Here is a 17,306-nt window from a genome sequence, read left to right as displayed (position 1 = left end):
TTTTTTGTCAACTTACTTGACATGTAACTTATTTAAAGCATCTACGAAAGCTTTGGCAGAAGCCAACACAATATCTGTTTCGGACCCAAATCCATGATAAGGCTTCCCTTCATGCATCAAGCGCATATGCACTTTGCATGTATCATCACTTCCTTTTGTCATGGCCTGAATCAAAAACTCATCCAGGATTACCTCTTGAGAAATAAGTTGTTTGATGGCCTTGATCACTGCATCTACAGGCCCATTGCCTGTGGAAGCCCCCTGTTTGATATCGTCTCCGATAGCCAAACTGATCTCTGCCCTGGCTTCTTCGCCTTCTTTGCCCTGATAGGTAATCTGCTCAAGAGAGATAAAAGGTGAATTTTCTATATGTTCTCCCAAAAGGGATAGCAAGTCTTTCCTTCCAATGTCCCGCTTGGCATCAGCTAAAACCAGAAAATCTTCATAGATCTCATCCAGCTTCTCCTTTTCAAATTCAAACCCGAGCAATTTCAAATGGTGCTTTAGGGCTGCCCGGCCGCTTCTTGCCGTCAGGACAATGGAAGATTCTTCCACCCCAACATCTTTGGGGTCCATTATCTCATAATTTTCCCTGTTTTTAAGCACTCCATCCTGATGGATTCCCGAAGAATGTGCAAAGGCGTTTCTGCCAACAATCGCCTTATTGGGCTGAATCGGCATATTCATCAGCTTGGAAATGATCCTGCTGGTTTCGTATATTTTTTTGGTGTTGATTTCTGTATATACGTGTATTTTCGTTTGCCTTTTGATAGCCATGACTTCTTCCTCAAGTGAAGTATTTCTTGACTTGTATCCTATTCCGTTCATGTTCACTTCCACCTGCCTTGCCCCATTCAGCTCTCCGGAAATGCTATTGGCTGTGGCCAATCCCAAATCATTGTGACAATGCGTGGCAATAATGGCCTGATCGATATTGGAAACATTTTCTTTTAAATGCCGGATGATGTTACCATATTGTTCCGGAAGACAATAACCGGTGGTATCCGGAATATTGACGACCCTGGCTCCGGCTTTAATGACGGCTTCCAGAATTCGGGTGAGAAATTCCGGATCTGCCCGGCCTGCATCTTCGGCATAAAACTCCACTTCTTCCACAAGATTCCGGGCCAGCTTCACAGCTTTTATGGCTTTCTCCATTACGGCTTCCGGCGTACTTCTGAGTTTGTGTTGTATGTGGTAGCCTGAAACGCCTATACCAGTATGAATCCTGCTCCTTTTGGCAAAACGCAATGCTTCCGCAGCCACTTCAATATCTTTTTCCACTGCCCTGGATAAGGCACAGATAATTGGCCGGTCCACTGACTTTGATATTTCTACTACGGAATTAAAATCCCCGGGGCTGGATATGGGAAATCCAGCCTCAAGGATATCAACACCCAGTTCTTCCAAAGCCTTGGCTACCACAATCTTTTCCCTGGTATCGAGTTGACAACCCGGTACCTGTTCACCATCCCTTAGGGTGGTATCGAATATCCAAAGCTTTTCTGACATGATTTAATTGTTCTCCGGTCTTAATTTACGGACAGTTGCACCTGCCTGCCACATTTCTGATTCTCTCAATTCCTTTAACTCTTCTTCCAACTTCACCCTGTAATCTGATTTGCTGTTGGATTCTATTGACTTGGCGGCTTCCTTACCTGCTTTTACACTGTTGTATAATTCTTCAAAAACAGGTTTGGTGGCATCCCTGAAAGGCTTCCACCAATCCAAAGCGCCCCTTTGAGCAGTGGTAGAACAATTGGCATACATCCAATCCATTCCGTTTTCGGCCACCAATGGCATCAAACTTTGGGTAAGTTCTTCTACAGTTTCGTTAAACGCCTCTGAAGGAGAATGCCCATTGGCCCTCAACACTTCATACTGAGCTGCGAAAATGCCCTGAATAGCTCCCATCAATGTTCCTCTTTCTCCGGTAAGATCCGAAGTTACTTCTTTATAGAAGTCCGTTTCGAACAAATATCCGGAACCTACACCTATACCCAGCGCCACCGCTCTGTCCCGGGCTTTACCGGTTGCGTCCTGGTAAATGGCAAATGAAGAGTTCAAACCCCTACCCTCAACAAACATTCTCCTCAATGAAGTTCCTGAGCCTTTTGGTGCTACCAAAATCACATCCACATCTTTGGGCGGAATAATGCCGGTCTGGTCCTTGTAGGTTACACCAAAACCATGAGAAAAATACAATGCCTTTCCAGCTTTCAAATGCTTCTTAACCGTAGGCCAAAGGGCAATTTGTCCGGCATCAGACAACAAAAACTGAAGAATGGTCCCCTTTTCGCAGGCTTCCTCCAATTCAAAAAGGGTTTCCCCAGGTACCCAGCCATCTGCTATGGCCTTATCCCAGGTTTTAGAATCCTTACGCTGACCAACAATGACATTGAATCCATTGTCTTTTAGGTTAAGGGCCTGTCCGGGCCCCTGTACTCCGTAGCCCAAAACGGCAATCACCTCATCTTTTAGTACTTCTTTGGCTTTTTCAAGAGGGAACTCCTCTCTTGTTACAACATTTTCTTCAACAGTACCGAACTTCAGTTTCATAATTATATATTAAAATTAATTTTAAATAGGTTACAAATATTTATCTATGGTTTCCATAGGCTTGGCCACGGCCACTCTCCCCGATCGCACAAATTCCAAAACATTGAAATCCTTCAGAACCTCCAGTAATTCCTGGGTCTCTTCTTTGTGACCCGTCATTTCAACTACCACAAAGTCTTTCTCTGCTGAAATGATCCTGGCATTGTGTTGCCGGATTACTTTTTCCAATCCAGAGTCAATATTATCGATGGGGATTTTGTACAAGGCAATTTCCTGAAAAACCATTTCATCATCCAGGTAATAAAAAGCCTTGATCACGTCTATGATCTTTTCTATCTGCTTGGATAGCTGAATGATTTGCTCTTCGGTGGTATGAACCACAATGGTTATTCTGTAGATGCCTTCTTCCCTGCTTTCTGATGCGGTAAACCCATCAATATTAATGCCTCTACGAGTAAAAATCAGCGTTATTCTACTGAGTATACCTATGAAATTTTCTGTAAATACAGAAATGGTGTATCTTTTATTCATCATGAATCAACTAAGTCTAACCTCTTCAACTGAACTCCCTGAAGCAATCATTGGGAATACATTGTCTTCTTTTTCTACCACTACTTCAAGAAAATAAGGTCCTTCATGGACAAACATTTCTGCAACTGCCTGACGCAGGTCCCCACGTATGCCAACTTTCTGAACTTTGAAATGATACGCTTCCGCTATTTTAATAAAATCAGGGTTATCCAACTCAGTAAAGGAATAGCGCTTGTCGAAAAACAATTGTTGCCACTGCCTTACCATGCCCAGGAAATTATTGTTCAATAAAACCACCTTTACCGGGGCCTGGGTCTGCATAATGGTACCCAACTCCTGAATGGTCATTTGTATGCCACCATCACCTACCACACAGATTACCTGTCTGTTGAAATCATGCAACTGAGCTCCCAAGGCTGCGGGAAGGGCAAAACCCATGGTTCCCAATCCCCCTGAGGTTACCTGGGTACGTGTGGTTTTGTATTCAAAATACCTCCAGGCTACCATTTGGTGTTGCCCCACATCCGTTACCAGAATGGCATCATCTGATTTAAATTCATTGATATGGCGAATAACCTCTCCCATGGTTAAGCCAACTTTAGTAGGTGAAAGGTCATTTCCTACAACCACCCTCTTTTCTTCGGCTTCCAATTCCCTGAATGCTTTAATCCATTCGGGATGGGATCGTTTTTCTACTTTTTCAGTAAGCTTCTCCAGGCTAATGCGGCAATCACCCAAAACAGCCACCTCACATTTTACATTTTTATTAATCTCTGCAGGGTCCAATTCCAGGTGAATAACTTTTGCCTGTTTGGCATAGCGTTTCACATCCCCGGTAACCCGGTCATCAAAACGCATTCCAATTGCAATCAGTACATCACATTGGTTGGTCAAAATATTGGGCCCATAGTTCCCGTGCATCCCCAATTTTCCTACATAATTGGGATGATCCTCTGATAAGGCACCCGTACCCAGTAACGTACAAGCTGCAGGTATTCCCGATTTATCGAGGAATTCCTGCAAAGCCTTTTCGGCCTTTCCCAATATCACTCCCTGTCCAAACAGAACATAGGGTTTCTTTGCCTGATTGATAAGATTTGCTGCCTGAACTATGATACTATCCTCCAACTTGGGGTAGGGTCTGTACGACCTTATATTCAGGCAAGGAACATAATTGAATTCCCCAAGGGCTGTTTGTGCATCTTTGGTAATGTCGATCAAAACCGGACCAGGCCTTCCCGAACGGGCTATATGAAATCCCTTGGCGATGGCAGGAGCTATATCTTCCACCTTTCGAACCTGAATATTCCATTTTGTACCCGGCATGGATATGCCTACCACATCTGTTTCCTGAAAAGCATCCGTACCTAACAAATGAGAAGCAACCTGCCCGGTAATGCATACCAATGGCGTGCTGTCAATAAGCGCGTCAGCAATACCTGTAATCAAATTGGTCGCTCCAGGGCCGGAAGTAGCCATACAGACACCCACCTGGCCGGAAACCCGGGCATAGCCCTGGGCCGCATGTATGGCCCCCTGCTCGTGTCTGGTCAGAATGTGCTGGATATGATCCATATAATCGTACAGGGCATCATATACCGGCATTATGGCTCCTCCAGGGTAGCCAAAGATGTATCTGGCGTTTTCTGCCACCAATGACTTGATGACTATTTCAGCACCTCTTATTCGGGAATCATTCATAATCGTTAACTTTTATCTGTCACGCACCCCTCGGATGCCGTAGAAACTAACTGAGAATATTTTTTTAGCGTTCCATTTAAATGGCTTAAATCTTTGTTAACCCAGGTTTTTTTCCTTTCTTCAAAGGCTTCAGGAGTAACATTGCAGCTGATTTCCAAACTTTCCGCATTGATGGTTACGATATCACCATTCTGCAAGAGTCCGATCGGTCCTCCTACATAGGCTTCGGGCGTTACATGTCCTACCACAAAACCATGGGTTCCTCCGGAAAATCGCCCATCTGTAATCAAAGCCACATCCGAACCCAGGCCGGAGCCAATGATTATGGAAGTGGGTTTCAACATCTCCGGCATTCCCGGTCCCCCCTTGGGACCTACATACCTGATCACAACCACATCACCTTTCTGAACCTCCTGGTTTTTCATGGCGTCATTGGCCTCCTGCTCTGAATTGTAAACCTTGGCCGGTCCGGTAAAAGAAACACCCTCTTTTCCGGAAATTTTGGCCACTGCACCTTCAGGTGCCAGGTTTCCATTTAAGATACACAAATGACCTGTGGCCTTAATCGGATCCTCCAGCGGGCAGATTACACTTCCCTTTTCTGCCTTGACCGGAGCAATGTTGGCCAGGTTTTCCGCAATCGTCTTACCGGTTACTGTCATGCAATCTCCATGCAACAAACCATTATCCAGCAAATACTTCATAAATGCCGGAAGCCCACCCTGCTCGTGCAGGTCTTCCATAAGGTATTTGCCACTTGGCTTGAAATCACCCAAAACAGGCGTACTTGCATTGATTCGTTTAAAATCTTCCAGGCCAAAATCTATGCCAGCCGTACGCGCAATGGCCAGCAAATGAAGAACTGCATTGGTACTTCCTGCCAATGCTACCACTACCCGGACGGCGTTTTCCAGACTCTTTCTGGTAAGGATGTCTTTTGGCTTAAGGTCCATGGCCAGGAGGTTAGCAATAAACTCTCCTGCAGCCTCACATTCTGCAGCTTTTTCTTTGGAATTGGCCGGGTTAGAGGCACTGTAAGGCAGGGAAAGCCCCATGGCTTCTATGGCCGAAGACATGGTGTTTGCGGTATACATCCCGCCGCATGCACCTGCTCCCGGACAGGCATTCTTAATGACGCCCATATAGTCCTCATCTGAAATCTCGTCTTTGATGCGCTTGCCGTAGGCTTCAAATGCTGAAACGATATTGAGTTTCTCGCCTTTGTATTTCCCGGAACGGATGGTACCCCCATAGACCATGATGCTGGGCCGGTTGACCCGCAGCATGCCCATAATGGCCCCTGGCATGTTTTTATCACAACCAGCCACTGCTACAATCCCATCGAAAGAATGACCTAAAATAAATGATTCAATGGAGTCCGCAATGATTTCCCTGGAAGGCAAACTGTACCGCATCCCTGCTGTTCCCATGGAAATTCCGTCACTGATACCTATTGTATTGAAAACCATTCCAGTCAGCTTGGATTTCACTGTAGCAGCCTTGATGGCTCTTGCGAAATCATTGAGGTGCATGTTACAGGGATTACTCTCATATCCACAGCTCGCCACTCCCACAAAGGGTTGTTTCATCTTTTCATCTGAAAGCCCGGTGGCATACAACATGGCCATTGAAGCAGGATTTTCCTGATTATCACTTACCTCCCAACTGTGTTTCTTTGAATCACTCATTTATTTAATCTATTTTTTTTTAACAACTGGCTTATAAAAAAAAGTGCTTCACTCGAATGAAGCACTTTATGGTATTTTTCTATCGGCAATAGATCAGCGCTTCATCCCTCTCTAGATGATAATGACGATAAGTACGACAAGGCTGACCAGAATGAACATATTTCGTTTTTTTAAATGGTAATCTTTACCTTTTTGGTTCTAATGATAATGCAATATTAAAACCCATAATCCATACTTACAATATTTTATTTCATTTTTTAATTTATGAGAAATAATAATATTAGGCATTTGAAATAGAAATAGAAATTATAGTTTATTATTAAGTAAAGTGTAGAATTTAATTTTTTAAATTTTACTAATGTAAAAAATTTCAAAATATTATTCTGATGCAAACATTTGTTAAATTTTTTCCCCAAAACAGGCTTTAACTGTCCCTTTCACCACCCTTTATCCCCCAAATGATTTTTCTTTCAGAGGAATTGTCCTTGTCCCTTTAATTTATCCATGGCTTTATTTTATTTTTGGATTCAAAAGGCACTTTATCATGATCACTTTTCCTAACGCAAAAATAAATCTGGGGCTTCAAATCCTTGGCAAAAGAAAAGACAACTTCCACGAAATCAGCACCTGCATGTACCCTATTCCTGTTAGTGATGCATTGGAAATAATCCCATCCGATACTTCCGGGTTCAGTAGTAGTGGAATAGCCATTCCTGGTGAATCTGAAAATAACCTGATCTTAAAGGCGTATCATTTATTGGGGGCTGATTTCCCTCAATTATCACCTGTTCAAATCCACCTGCATAAAAACATACCTATTGGGGCAGGCCTTGGCGGGGGATCTGCCGATGCAGCTTTCGCACTGTCCATGTTGAATGATATCTTTGAGTTAAAAATTGACAAACAAAAACTTAAACAGTACGCGGCCCGGTTGGGCAGCGACTGTCCTTTTTTCATTGAAAATCAGGCCCAGATCGCCACAGGAAGAGGGGAGTTGCTCCAACCTGCCGCGGTGAAGCTGTCCGGAAACTGGCTGTACCTTATTCATCCGGGAATTCATATCAGTACCCAGGAAGCTTATGCCGGTGTACAACCCAGATCCGGGCAGAAAGACCTGAAGGAAATATTGAAGAAACCTGAAGACTGGAAAAAAGATCTTACCAATGATTTTGAAAGCAGCCTCTTTAAAAAATACCCCATACTTTCAGCTATCAAATCTTCACTGTATCAGGCAGGTGCCTGGTACGCTTCTATGTCGGGCTCAGGTTCATCCGTTTTCGGCTTATTTTCAGAAGAGCCGGAAAAGCTTTCCTTTAGGGACCACTATATACAGGTGCGTAAAGCGCTTGATTAACACTTATTGCAGTCTACGCAATTGCCGGGTCATCTTCCTTTTGAGGGCATACTGGATGACAGGGTACAGACATACGGAAAAGAGAATGACCATGGTTCCCAAGTAGAAGCCTGCTGTCATTTTTTCTTTTTCTCCAAATACCAAAAAGGCAAGCAGAATACCATACACCGGTTCCATATTGATTGTCAGGTTGATGGCAAAAGCTGTGACCCTTTTCATCAAATGGACAGAGGCAGTAAAAGCAAAAACCGTACACACCTGCGAAAGAACCAACAACCAAAACCAGTCCCAGCCCTGAGGCAACCAGCTAATGCTTCCTGAAGAAAAATAGAAAGCGTAGAAAGGCAAAAAACTCAATGCCGCCAGACAGGCTCCCAGCATTTCATAAAACGTAATGATGAATGGACTACTGGACTTGATCAATCGCCCATTGACCACTGTAAATATGGCTCCGATTAGTGCTGCAATAACAGCCATGCTCAGCCCCAGCCAATAGCCGGTTTCAAATTTGAATATGACCAGCAGGCCCAAAATAACCAGCAGCCCGAGAAATACCTCATACCATTTAACAGGCTCCCGGTTTACAAGAGGTTCGATGATGGCTGTCCACAGAGAACAGGTGGCCATCCCAGCCAGACAGACCGAAGCAGTGGATACCTGCGCTGACCAGAAAAATAAAATCCAATGCGCTCCTATCAATCCCCCCGTCAACAGGAATTTGCCCAAATTCGACCAGCTGACTTTTACAGGTTTTTTCTTTAGTTTAATCAATATAAAAAGTCCGGCACCCGCCATTAATGTCCTGTAAATCACAATTTCTACCGGAGGAAGAGAAATCAACAAACCCAAAACAGCGGTAAAGCCCCAAATCAGGACCACCAGATGCAGCCATAAATAATCTTTTACTGTGGCCAGCTCCATTTTACCGGGGTATGGTCTTGTATAAAATCAATCCCGTCAAACCAAATACTATATTTGGTATCCAAACGGCCAAAACCGGATAGGCAGTACCGGCTTCCGCAAATGTCCTTGAAAGGAGAAAGAGAATGATGTACACGAATGCCAGAAGAAAGCCAAGAGCAATCTTAAACCCCGATCCTCCCCTGGTCTTTTTGGCAGAGACAATGACCCCGATAAAGGTGAGCAGAATGGCGGCAAAAGGAGACATGAAACGCACATACTTTTCTATGCGGTAAAAGCTGATATTATCCGCCCCTCTTTCTTCCAGGATTTTTATCTGTTCAGTAAGTTCTGGAAGGGTTAAGGTTTCATGGTGGTTCAGCGGCAGGTCAAAATCATTGGGGGTAATGGATAAGGTGGTATCCATCTCATCGCCGGCATCCCATCGCTCCCCCATTTCCTGCAATTCCCGAAGTTTCCAGTTTTTTGCACTCCAGGCATTGGTAGTTGTATCCCAAACGATTCTGTCTGCAGAGAATTTGGATAGCAATTTGCCCTCTTCAATATGCTCCAGGGTAAAATTGTAACCGGAATTGTTAGAGGTAAAATACCGTAAAAGATAGGCATATACATTTGGAGCCACCTTGATGTGGATATGTTGCAGATTGGACTGTTGTTGTTTGTCCAGGTACTCTACTTTAAACTGCGAAACTCCTGCTGTAGCCACAGGCAGTACCCAGCCGTTGAGCAGAAAACTCACCACCGCAATTAAAATGGCCGATAAAAGAAAAGGGACCAGCATCCGCATGAAACTTACCCCACTACTTAAAATGGCAATAATCTCCGTTCTTCCCGCCATTTTTGAGGTGATAAAAATCACCGAAATGAAAACTGTTATTGGCGTAAGCAGGTTGTTCAGGTACAACCCGTAATTCAGCATGTACTGCAATACCTCACCTGTGGGCACATTATTTCTTATATAGGTATCGTTTTTCTCCGTGAAATCCAGCACCAGCACCACCATGATCAGCATCAAAACCACAAACAGGTAGGTTTTGAGGAAATCCTTTATGATCAATTTGTCCAATAGCTTCATTTTAACTGGCTTAATTTCCCAATGATAGCAAACGAATTAATATCTCCGGGGTTTATAGACGCCTGCCAACTTTTTCTACCATGGCATTTTTCCATGTGAGAAAATCCCCTGCGATAATATGTTCCCTGGCCTGGGCTACCAGCCAAAGATAAAAGGATAAATTATGAATACTGGCAATCTGCGCCGCCAACATTTCCTTACTGATCGTCAGGTGCCTCAGATAGGCCCGGGTATAAAAACTACTGACATGGGAGGGGAAGCCGTTATCTATGGGAGAAAAATCCGCTTTCCATTTTTCATTCCTGATATTGATAATCCCTTCGGTAGTGAACAACATCCCATTTCTGGCATTCCTGGTCGGCATCACGCAATCAAACATATCTATGCCCAAGCCGATTGCTTCCAGAATATTGGCAGGTGTTCCCACTCCCATCAGGTACCTTGGCTTTTCTTTGGGTAAAAGATCGGTAACCAGATCTGTCATTTCATACATTAGTTCGGCCGGTTCTCCTACTGATAATCCTCCTATGGCATTCCCTTCCATATGCTGATCTGCCACAAAACGGGCAGCATCTTGTCTTAAATCCTTGAAGGTACTGCCCTGTACAATGGGGAAAAGGGCCTGCTGATAGCCATATTTTCCTTCGGTAGCGTCAAATCTTTGTTTGCAGCGTCCGAGCCAGCGTTGGGTCAGGGCCAGAGAGGTTTTGGCATAATTCCACTCGCAGGGGTAGGGAGTGCATTCATCAAAAGCCATGATAATATCTGCACCTATACTGCGCTGCACATCCATCACCGATTCAGGACTGAAATGATGCCTGGAGCCATCAATATGAGATTGAAACATGACACCCTCCTCGGTAATCTTCCGACTATCTGCCAGGGAAAATACCTGATATCCTCCACTATCGGTAAGTATCGGGCCGGTCCAACCCATAAATTTGTGAAGCCCCCCCGCCGCCTCCAGCACCTGCAAACCGGGGCGAAGGTACAAATGATAGGTATTGCCCAGGATGATCTGTGCCTTTATATCATAAGTCAATTCCCGTTGATGAACGGCTTTTACCGATCCTGCTGTTCCCACCGGCATGAATATGGGGGTTTGTATTTCCCCGTGGTCTGTCAGTATCCTCCCGGCTCTGGCCTTTGTAGCCTGATCTTTATGCTGAAGATTAAATTTCATTCCTGCCTTTCATTGAAAAATCCACCAATTACTCCTTATATTTGGGCACAAAAATAGGTGCATTTCTACAAAAGAAACGAAATTTTTGATTTAATCTTAAGCAAGCGACTCAACAGGTAAGCATGGAAAATATAATATGGGGCTTGTTTTTTTTGGCTTCGGGCATACAGTTTACTTATTTGCTGCTTGTTTTTGGCAGATTTGCATTTTTCTACAAAAACCAGCCTGAAGAAAATCTAATTCCGAACCCGCCCGGAGTTTCCATTGTCATTGCGGCAAAAAATGAGTCCTCCCACCTCAAGGACCTTATTCCTTTGTTAATGCAACAACAGTATCCCAAATTTGAAGTGGTAGTCGTCAATGACTGTTCCTGGGATGATTCAGAAGCCTTACTGCGTGAGTTTTCCACACAATATCCCAATTTCAGGGCGGTGAATATCCGGTACACCCCTTCTCATGTAACTTCAAAAAAATACGCCCTTACCCTTGGGATCAAGGTCTCCCAATATGGCATTGTTTTGTTGACAGACGCAGATTGCAGACCGGTATCATTGCATTGGATCAAAAGGATGTCCGCCCCCATCCGCCTTGAAAACAAGGTTTTTGCCCTGGGCCACGGCTCCTACATGGCCCTGCCCGGCTTATTGAATCGGATCATACAATTCGAAACCCTGCTTACCGCCATTTATTATTTTTCTTTTGGGTATTGGAAATCTCCCTTTATGGGGGTAGGCAGAAACCTGTGTTACAGGAAGGATTTTTTTATGGAGAAAAAAGCTTTTAAATCCCTTTGGCACATTGAAGGCGGGGATGATGACCTCTTTGTCAATCGCTATGCCATGTCATCAAATACCGCCATTGTGGCTCATCCGGAAAGCATTACCGTTTCCGAGCCAAAAACCAACTTCAAAGACTACTTTACGCAAAAAAAGCGTCATTTTCATGCCGGTAAATATTACCGTGGCAAAGATAAACTAAAATTAGGTTTGTATTCGTTGAGTCATTTGATATTCTGGCTTTCTGCTGCCGTGATTGTCATTCTCGCCAGTTCCTGGGAACCAATTGCCGTGGTATTGGGGTTAGTTTTGTTCAGGGCCACAATTCAGTATTTCATCATCCATGAAGCCAGAAAAAAACTGGAAGGCAAAGGAAAAGTGATTTGGACCATGTTTTTCGATTTGATGTATATGGTCTATTTTTGGGTTCTGGGTACACTAGGTTACCTGTCAAAAACGGTTAAATGGAAATAAACGAAAGAGGTTTTTCAGATAAGGCATTGGAAGATTTCGAATTGATCGACAAGGCGGTCAAGGAGAAAGACCAGCAGGCTTATGCTTCGCTGATGAAACGCTATAAGAAAGCCGTGTATTTTATGATATTGAAAATGATCAGGGATGCGGATGATGCCGAAGACCTGACCATGGAGGCCTTTGCCAAGGCCTTCAGGAACCTCCATAAATTTAAAAAAGACTACACTTTCTCCACCTGGCTTTTCCGCATTGCCACCAATAATACCATCGACTTTATCCGGAAAAAGAAACTCAAAACCATGAGCCTCAACAATACCATGACAGATGATGGAGGCAACACAGTCAATATAGACATTGAAGATGATGACAACAATCCTCAGGATGAATTCATCAAGACCCAAAGAAAGGAGATGGTCCGCATTTTTGTTGCAAAACTCCCGGCCAAGTACCGCAAATTGGTCAAATTAAGGTATTTTGACGAGTTGTCTTATGATGAAATTGCCGAGGAATTGGGAAAACCTTTGGGCACCGTCAAAGCGCAGCTTCACAGGTCCAGGGAATTGCTTTTCGAAATCGCCCAGGGTAAAAACAAACATATTTAATTCATGGAGCCAGACCAATCGCTCATCCTGAAATATTTCCCCGATTTGACGGAAAAGCAAATTCATCAATTCGAACTCATGGGAGCAATTTACCAGGATTGGAACAGCAAAATCAATGTGATCAGCAGAAAAGACATGGATAGTTTTTACATACACCATGTATTGCATTCTCTCGGCATTGCCAGGGTAATTCAGTTTTCTCCGGGTACTAAAATATTGGATATTGGCACAGGAGGTGGATTTCCGGGCATTCCCCTGGCTATATTATTCCCTGAAGTCCATTTTCACCTGGTGGACTCCATAGGCAAAAAGATCACTGTGGTGAAGGATGTGGTCCGGCAGCTTGGTTTGCAAAATGTAGAAGCCCAACAGGCCAGGGCAGAAAGTCTGACCCGAAGCTATCACTTTGTGATCAGCAGGGCGGTGACCCAAATGGAGAAATTCCTTCCCTGGGTAAAAGGTAAATTCAGAAAAGAAAATCTGCATCAGGACTTCCAAAATGGTATCTTCTACCTGAAAGGCGGTGAGGTAGATGAGGAACTCGAGGCTTTAAACCTGTCCTATGTACCTTATTTTCTGGATGATTATTTTTCAGAAGAATTCTTTAAAACCAAAAAAGTAATCTACATCCCCTATGAGGGAAAAAGGTAAATTAATTTTACGGTCAGGGAATAACCCAATCTCTAAATTTCTTCAACCCATACCCGATAAAGCCCGGTTTCTATAAAATGATGTTCTGACACAGCTAAGCCTTCACATTTGGCCAGCTCCAACGAAACGGATTTTATTATTGCCTGACCAGAACGAATTCTGCTGTTGCTTCCCCAGGGGTCACTCCTGACATATCAAATTCGCTAAAATCCATGACATTCGGCATGCCAGAAACCCTAAGCCGGTTTTCTGTGAATTCTAAAATTTCCATCTCAAAGACATCATTATCAGTATCCACCATCACCAGTTGATCATTGTTGATTTCCCAGGTGCCAGCAAAAGTTTCAGTACCCTGGACAGGAAACCGCTGATCTGCAAAAGGAATGCCTGCCACACTCACTTCGACAAAGAAAACGAATTCACCTTCCGCCATCACCGTATTGGGATCTTCACCAAAGACCACAGTCATGTCGTAGTCTTCCCCGTTACCGGTAATGGAAACAGGGACGGAATTCTGGGTGCCCGGAATTACCGCGGTGCCCGATGCCTGTACATTCGCTGACTCCAGACTCCACACTCCTCCCGCCAACTGCGGCTCCGCAGGTTCATCCTCAACTGCACAGCCTGTAAACAAAGCCAATGCAAAAAGGGCAACATACCATAAATTTTTCATACTGGATTATTTTTTCTTGTAGGTAATCTTCACCGGTACTCCTTCAAAATCAAAATTCTCTCTCAGCCTGTTTTCCAAAAACCGGGTGTAGGGAGATTTAATGTATTGTGGCAAGTTACAAAAAAACGCAAAAACCGGGTTTTTTGTTGGCAATTGGGTAATGTATTTTATTTTGATGTATTTACCTTTGTTTGCAGGTGGCGGATATTTTTCAATTTCAGGAAGTATAAATTCGTTTAATTTGGAGGTAGGCACTTTCCTGTGTTTGTTGTCGTACACTTTCATGGCCAATTCCATGGCCTGGAAAATCCTTTGCTTGGTCAGTGCAGAAATAAATATAATCGGAATCCACTTATTTTCACCTAACTTTTGGCTCATGTCCTCTTTGAAGGTGAGCATGGTCTTGTGATCCTTTTCGATCAAATCCCATTTGTTCACCATGATCATGATCCCTTTGTTGTTTTTGATGGCCAGGGAAATCAGGTTTACATCCTGAGATTCCAGCCCGCGGGTAGCATCTACCATGACGATCACCACATCCGAATCTTCCAGGGTACGCAGGGAACGCATGACCGCATAAAACTCAATGTCCTCCTTTACCTTGGCCTTTTTGCGGATACCTGCTGTATCTGTAAGGATATAGTCTTTGCCATACAATTGGTACCGGGTATGAATGGCATCGCGGGTTGTACCGGCTTCATCGGTTACGATGGATCGTTCTTTACCTATCAAGGCATTGAGGAAGGAGGATTTCCCCACATTGGGGCGGCCCAGAATGGCGATTTTTGGCACCCCCTCATCCGGGTCTTCCTCTCCTTCATCCGGAAATTTTTTGATCACTTCATCCAGCAGGTCACCTATGCCGCTTCCACTGGAGGAAGAAATCGGAAAGATGGTCTCCTCACCCAAGCCAAGCGCATAAAACTCATTGGCCATCAACATTTTGTCCAGGTTATCCGCTTTATTTGCCACCATAAATACCGGTTTGTCCGTATTTCTGAGTTCCCTGGCAAATTCGGTATCCAGATCCGTCAGCCCATCGATGCAATCCACCACAAAAAGAATGACGGATGCCTCTTCTATGGCCAGTTTGACTTGTTTCCGGATTTCCTTTTCGAACACATCATCAGACCCGGTCACGTAACCCCCGGTATCGATCACCGAAAAAAACTTGCCTCCCCACTGGGCATGCCCGTAATGGCGGTCCCGGGTCACGCCACTGAGGTTGTCCTCAATGGCCTTCCTTTCCTCTATCAACCGGTTAAAAAAAGTGGATTTACCCACGTTAGGTCTTCCTACAATTGCTACTATATTAGCCATAATGCGCTATTTTATTGGTCGTAACCAAATTTTTTCAACTTGTTTTTATTTTTTCTCCAGTTTTCTTCCACCTTGACAAAGGTTTCCAAAAACACCTTCTTTCCGAAAAAGGTCTCCATTTCAATCCGGGCTTCGGTACCCACTTTCTTTAAGGCATTGCCTTTGTCGCCAATGATGATCCCTTTCTGACTCTGCCTTTCCACAAAAATCAAAGCCCGCATGCGAATCAGGTTGTCCGTTTCCTCAAAATCTTCAATCCTCACCTCCGTACTGTAGGGGATTTCCTTTTTGTACCGCGTAAATATCTTTTCCCGAATGATCTCAGACGCAAAGAAACGCTCCGGGCGGTCACTCAGTTCTTCCTTATCATAAAACGGTGGATGAACCGGCAGCCTGTCCAGGATTTCCTGCATGATTTTTTGCAAATTAAACTGCTCCAGGGCCGATATGGGTATGACCACTGCTGCCTTGATCCTTTGGGTCCAGTAATCGGTGACTTCCTGTAGTTTCTCTTCTTTGTTCAGGTCTATTTTATTGATCACCAGCAATACAGGTACTTCCGAAGCATTGATTTTCTGAAGTATTTCCTGGATATCCTCATCTGTTTCAAACAAATCTGTCACAAAAACGATCACATCTGCATCTTCCAGAGAAAGATTGACAAAGCCCATCATGCTTTTGTGCAATTCATACTTGGGTTTCAGCATACCTGGGGTATCTGAAAATACAATCTGGTAATCCTCTTCATTCATAATGCCAAGGATACGATGTCGGGTAGTCTGTGCTTTGGAGGAAATGATAGACAATTTTTCTCCGAGCAGGGCATTCATCAGGGTGGACTTCCCTACATTAGGTTTACCTATGATGTTAACAAAGCCTGCCTTGTGTGTACTTTCGGACATGGTTTCAGATTTTTTTACAAAGGTACTTGATTTTTGAGAATATGTCCTTACCTTTGTACCACAATAAAGGAAAGGGCAACAAAAAACGTTTGCTGCCGTATAAAATACCGAAAAGTGTTGATTTATTTGACAAGCTATATTGTGTAGGATTTATTTCTCGCTGCGCTTAACAATGAGTCACAAAATTTGAAATAATTAATAAAAATATATCGCGGGATGGATCCGCCACGGCGGATCGTTGGGCTCATATCCGCCGCGGCGGACACAAGTTCGAATCCGGAAATTTGACATTTTGAATTAAAAACATATCGCGGGATGGATCCGCCACGGCGGATCGTTGGGCTCATATCCGCCGCGGCGGACACAGGTTCGAGTCCGGAAAGTTGGCATTTTGAATTAAAAACATATCGCGGGATGGAGCAGTTGGTAGCTCGTTGGGCTCATAACCCAAAGGTCACAGGTTCGAGTCCTGTTCCCGCTACTTGCAAGGGCACTGGAAACAGTGCCCTTTTTTTGTTATTTTTAATCCCATGTTTACTGTTTATGCACTTTACAGTGAAAAATACGATAAAATCTACATCGGCTTTACTTCTAATCTTCAAAAACGCCTAATCTCCCATAATGAACTGGGTAAAAAGGGGTGGACGATTAAATTTCGGCCTTGGAAAGTTATACATACTGAGGAATTTGAATCCAAAAAAGAAGCCATGGATAGAGAAAAATACCTCAAAACAGGCATCGGTAGAGAATTTATTCGGAATCTTATTCTCAAAAATTAATCCCATGGGCTCATATCCGCCGCGGCGGACACAGCATCGAGTCCTGTTCCCGCTACTTGCAAGAGGCTGTCCGAAAAGTCGGGCAGCCTCTAATTTAGTTGTTTTTTTTCTCCAAAA

General features: G+C 43.9%; 16 protein-coding genes and 1 tRNA gene. 6 read left to right on the top strand and 11 right to left on the bottom strand.

All coding sequences use genetic code 11. The annotated features are described in order from the left end of the window. Positions 1–12: 12 nt before the first annotated feature. The 5 genes from HUJ21_RS11210 to ilvD are packed head-to-tail and all read right to left on the bottom strand — an operon-like array spanning position 13 to position 6,479. Positions 13–1,512, bottom strand: a complete 1,500-nt coding sequence (locus tag HUJ21_RS11210) for a 2-isopropylmalate synthase (RefSeq protein WP_291369787.1) — start codon at positions 1,510–1,512, stop codon at positions 13–15. Positions 1,513–1,515: 3 nt separating this feature from the next. Continuing rightward, positions 1,516–2,559 (bottom strand): ketol-acid reductoisomerase, encoded by a 1,044-nt coding sequence (gene ilvC / locus HUJ21_RS11205; RefSeq protein WP_291369785.1) that lies wholly within the window; start codon positions 2,557–2,559, stop codon positions 1,516–1,518. A 30-nt stretch (positions 2,560–2,589) separates the two neighbouring features. After that, positions 2,590–3,090, bottom strand: coding sequence for an acetolactate synthase small subunit (gene ilvN / locus HUJ21_RS11200; protein ID WP_291369916.1), 501 nt, complete (start codon positions 3,088–3,090; stop codon positions 2,590–2,592). Between the two features lie 6 nt (positions 3,091–3,096). After that, the gene (gene ilvB / locus HUJ21_RS11195) at positions 3,097–4,791 is read right to left on the bottom strand and encodes a biosynthetic-type acetolactate synthase large subunit (protein ID WP_291369783.1); all 1,695 of its coding nucleotides are present in this window, start codon (positions 4,789–4,791) and stop codon (positions 3,097–3,099) included. A gap of 5 nt (positions 4,792–4,796) precedes the next feature. Further along, on the bottom strand, positions 4,797–6,479 hold the full coding sequence (gene ilvD, locus HUJ21_RS11190; protein WP_291369781.1) for a dihydroxy-acid dehydratase: 1,683 nt from the start codon (positions 6,477–6,479) through the stop codon (positions 4,797–4,799). Positions 6,480–7,023: 544 nt separating this feature from the next. Here ilvD and ispE point away from each other — a divergent pair. Further along, positions 7,024–7,833 (top strand): 4-(cytidine 5'-diphospho)-2-C-methyl-D-erythritol kinase, encoded by an 810-nt coding sequence (ispE, locus tag HUJ21_RS11185; protein ID WP_291369779.1) that lies wholly within the window; start codon positions 7,024–7,026, stop codon positions 7,831–7,833. Positions 7,834–7,836: 3 nt separating this feature from the next. Here the strand turns inward: ispE and HUJ21_RS11180 are convergent, their stop codons facing one another. The 3 genes from HUJ21_RS11180 to tgt are packed head-to-tail and all read right to left on the bottom strand — an operon-like array spanning position 7,837 to position 11,012. Next, entirely contained in the window at positions 7,837–8,754 is a 918-nt protein-coding gene (locus HUJ21_RS11180) for a DMT family transporter (protein ID WP_291369777.1), read from the bottom strand. A gap of 1 nt (position 8,755) precedes the next feature. Continuing rightward, the gene (locus HUJ21_RS11175; protein WP_291369775.1) at positions 8,756–9,829 is read right to left on the bottom strand and encodes an LptF/LptG family permease; all 1,074 of its coding nucleotides are present in this window, start codon (positions 9,827–9,829) and stop codon (positions 8,756–8,758) included. Between the two features lie 52 nt (positions 9,830–9,881). Further along, a complete protein-coding gene (tgt, locus tag HUJ21_RS11170) occupies positions 9,882–11,012 on the bottom strand; it encodes a tRNA guanosine(34) transglycosylase Tgt (RefSeq protein ID WP_291369773.1) in 1,131 nt (376 codons plus the stop codon). Positions 11,013–11,134: 122 nt separating this feature from the next. On the opposite strand from tgt, the gene HUJ21_RS11165 reads away from it, so the two are divergent. The 3 genes from HUJ21_RS11165 to rsmG are packed head-to-tail and all read left to right on the top strand — an operon-like array spanning position 11,135 to position 13,515. Further along, a complete protein-coding gene (locus tag HUJ21_RS11165) occupies positions 11,135–12,262 on the top strand; it encodes a glycosyltransferase (protein WP_291369771.1) in 1,128 nt (375 codons plus the stop codon). After that, on the top strand, positions 12,253–12,864 hold the full coding sequence (locus HUJ21_RS11160; protein WP_073091939.1) for a sigma-70 family RNA polymerase sigma factor: 612 nt from the start codon (positions 12,253–12,255) through the stop codon (positions 12,862–12,864). Before HUJ21_RS11165 ends, HUJ21_RS11160 begins: the two co-directional genes overlap by 10 nt. Positions 12,865–12,867: 3 nt before the next feature. Beyond that, on the top strand, positions 12,868–13,515 hold the full coding sequence (gene rsmG, locus HUJ21_RS11155; RefSeq protein WP_291369767.1) for a 16S rRNA (guanine(527)-N(7))-methyltransferase RsmG: 648 nt from the start codon (positions 12,868–12,870) through the stop codon (positions 13,513–13,515). Between the two features lie 136 nt (positions 13,516–13,651). Here rsmG and HUJ21_RS11150 read toward each other — a convergent pair whose 3' ends face one another. The 3 genes from HUJ21_RS11150 to era are packed head-to-tail and all read right to left on the bottom strand — an operon-like array spanning position 13,652 to position 16,410. Further along, a complete protein-coding gene (locus HUJ21_RS11150) occupies positions 13,652–14,188 on the bottom strand; it encodes a lipocalin family protein (RefSeq protein WP_291369765.1) in 537 nt (178 codons plus the stop codon). A 6-nt stretch (positions 14,189–14,194) separates the two neighbouring features. After that, positions 14,195–15,508: a ribosome biogenesis GTPase Der gene (der, locus tag HUJ21_RS11145; RefSeq protein ID WP_291369763.1), complete on the bottom strand. Its 1,314-nt coding sequence runs from the start codon at positions 15,506–15,508 to the stop codon at positions 14,195–14,197. 11 nt (positions 15,509–15,519) lie between these two features. Further along, positions 15,520–16,410 carry a GTPase Era gene (gene era, locus HUJ21_RS11140; protein WP_291369761.1) on the bottom strand — a complete coding sequence of 297 codons (891 nt, stop codon included), beginning with the start codon at positions 16,408–16,410 and terminating at the stop codon, positions 15,520–15,522. A 408-nt stretch (positions 16,411–16,818) separates the two neighbouring features. Between era and HUJ21_RS11135 the strand changes: the two genes are divergently transcribed. Both HUJ21_RS11135 and HUJ21_RS11130 read left to right on the top strand, forming a co-directional pair. After that, positions 16,819–16,891: transfer RNA gene (locus HUJ21_RS11135), tRNA-Met, on the top strand. A 49-nt stretch (positions 16,892–16,940) separates the two neighbouring features. After that, positions 16,941–17,189: a GIY-YIG nuclease family protein gene (locus HUJ21_RS11130; RefSeq protein WP_291369759.1), complete on the top strand. Its 249-nt coding sequence runs from the start codon at positions 16,941–16,943 to the stop codon at positions 17,187–17,189. Positions 17,190–17,306: the final 117 nt, after the last annotated feature.

The sequence above is a fragment of the Cyclobacterium sp. genome (assembly GCF_014762705.1).
In the GTDB taxonomy this organism is placed as follows: domain Bacteria; phylum Bacteroidota; class Bacteroidia; order Cytophagales; family Cyclobacteriaceae; genus Cyclobacterium.
The sequence above is the reverse complement of the archived record's forward strand: the minus strand, read 5'-3'. Positions and strand labels throughout refer to the sequence as shown.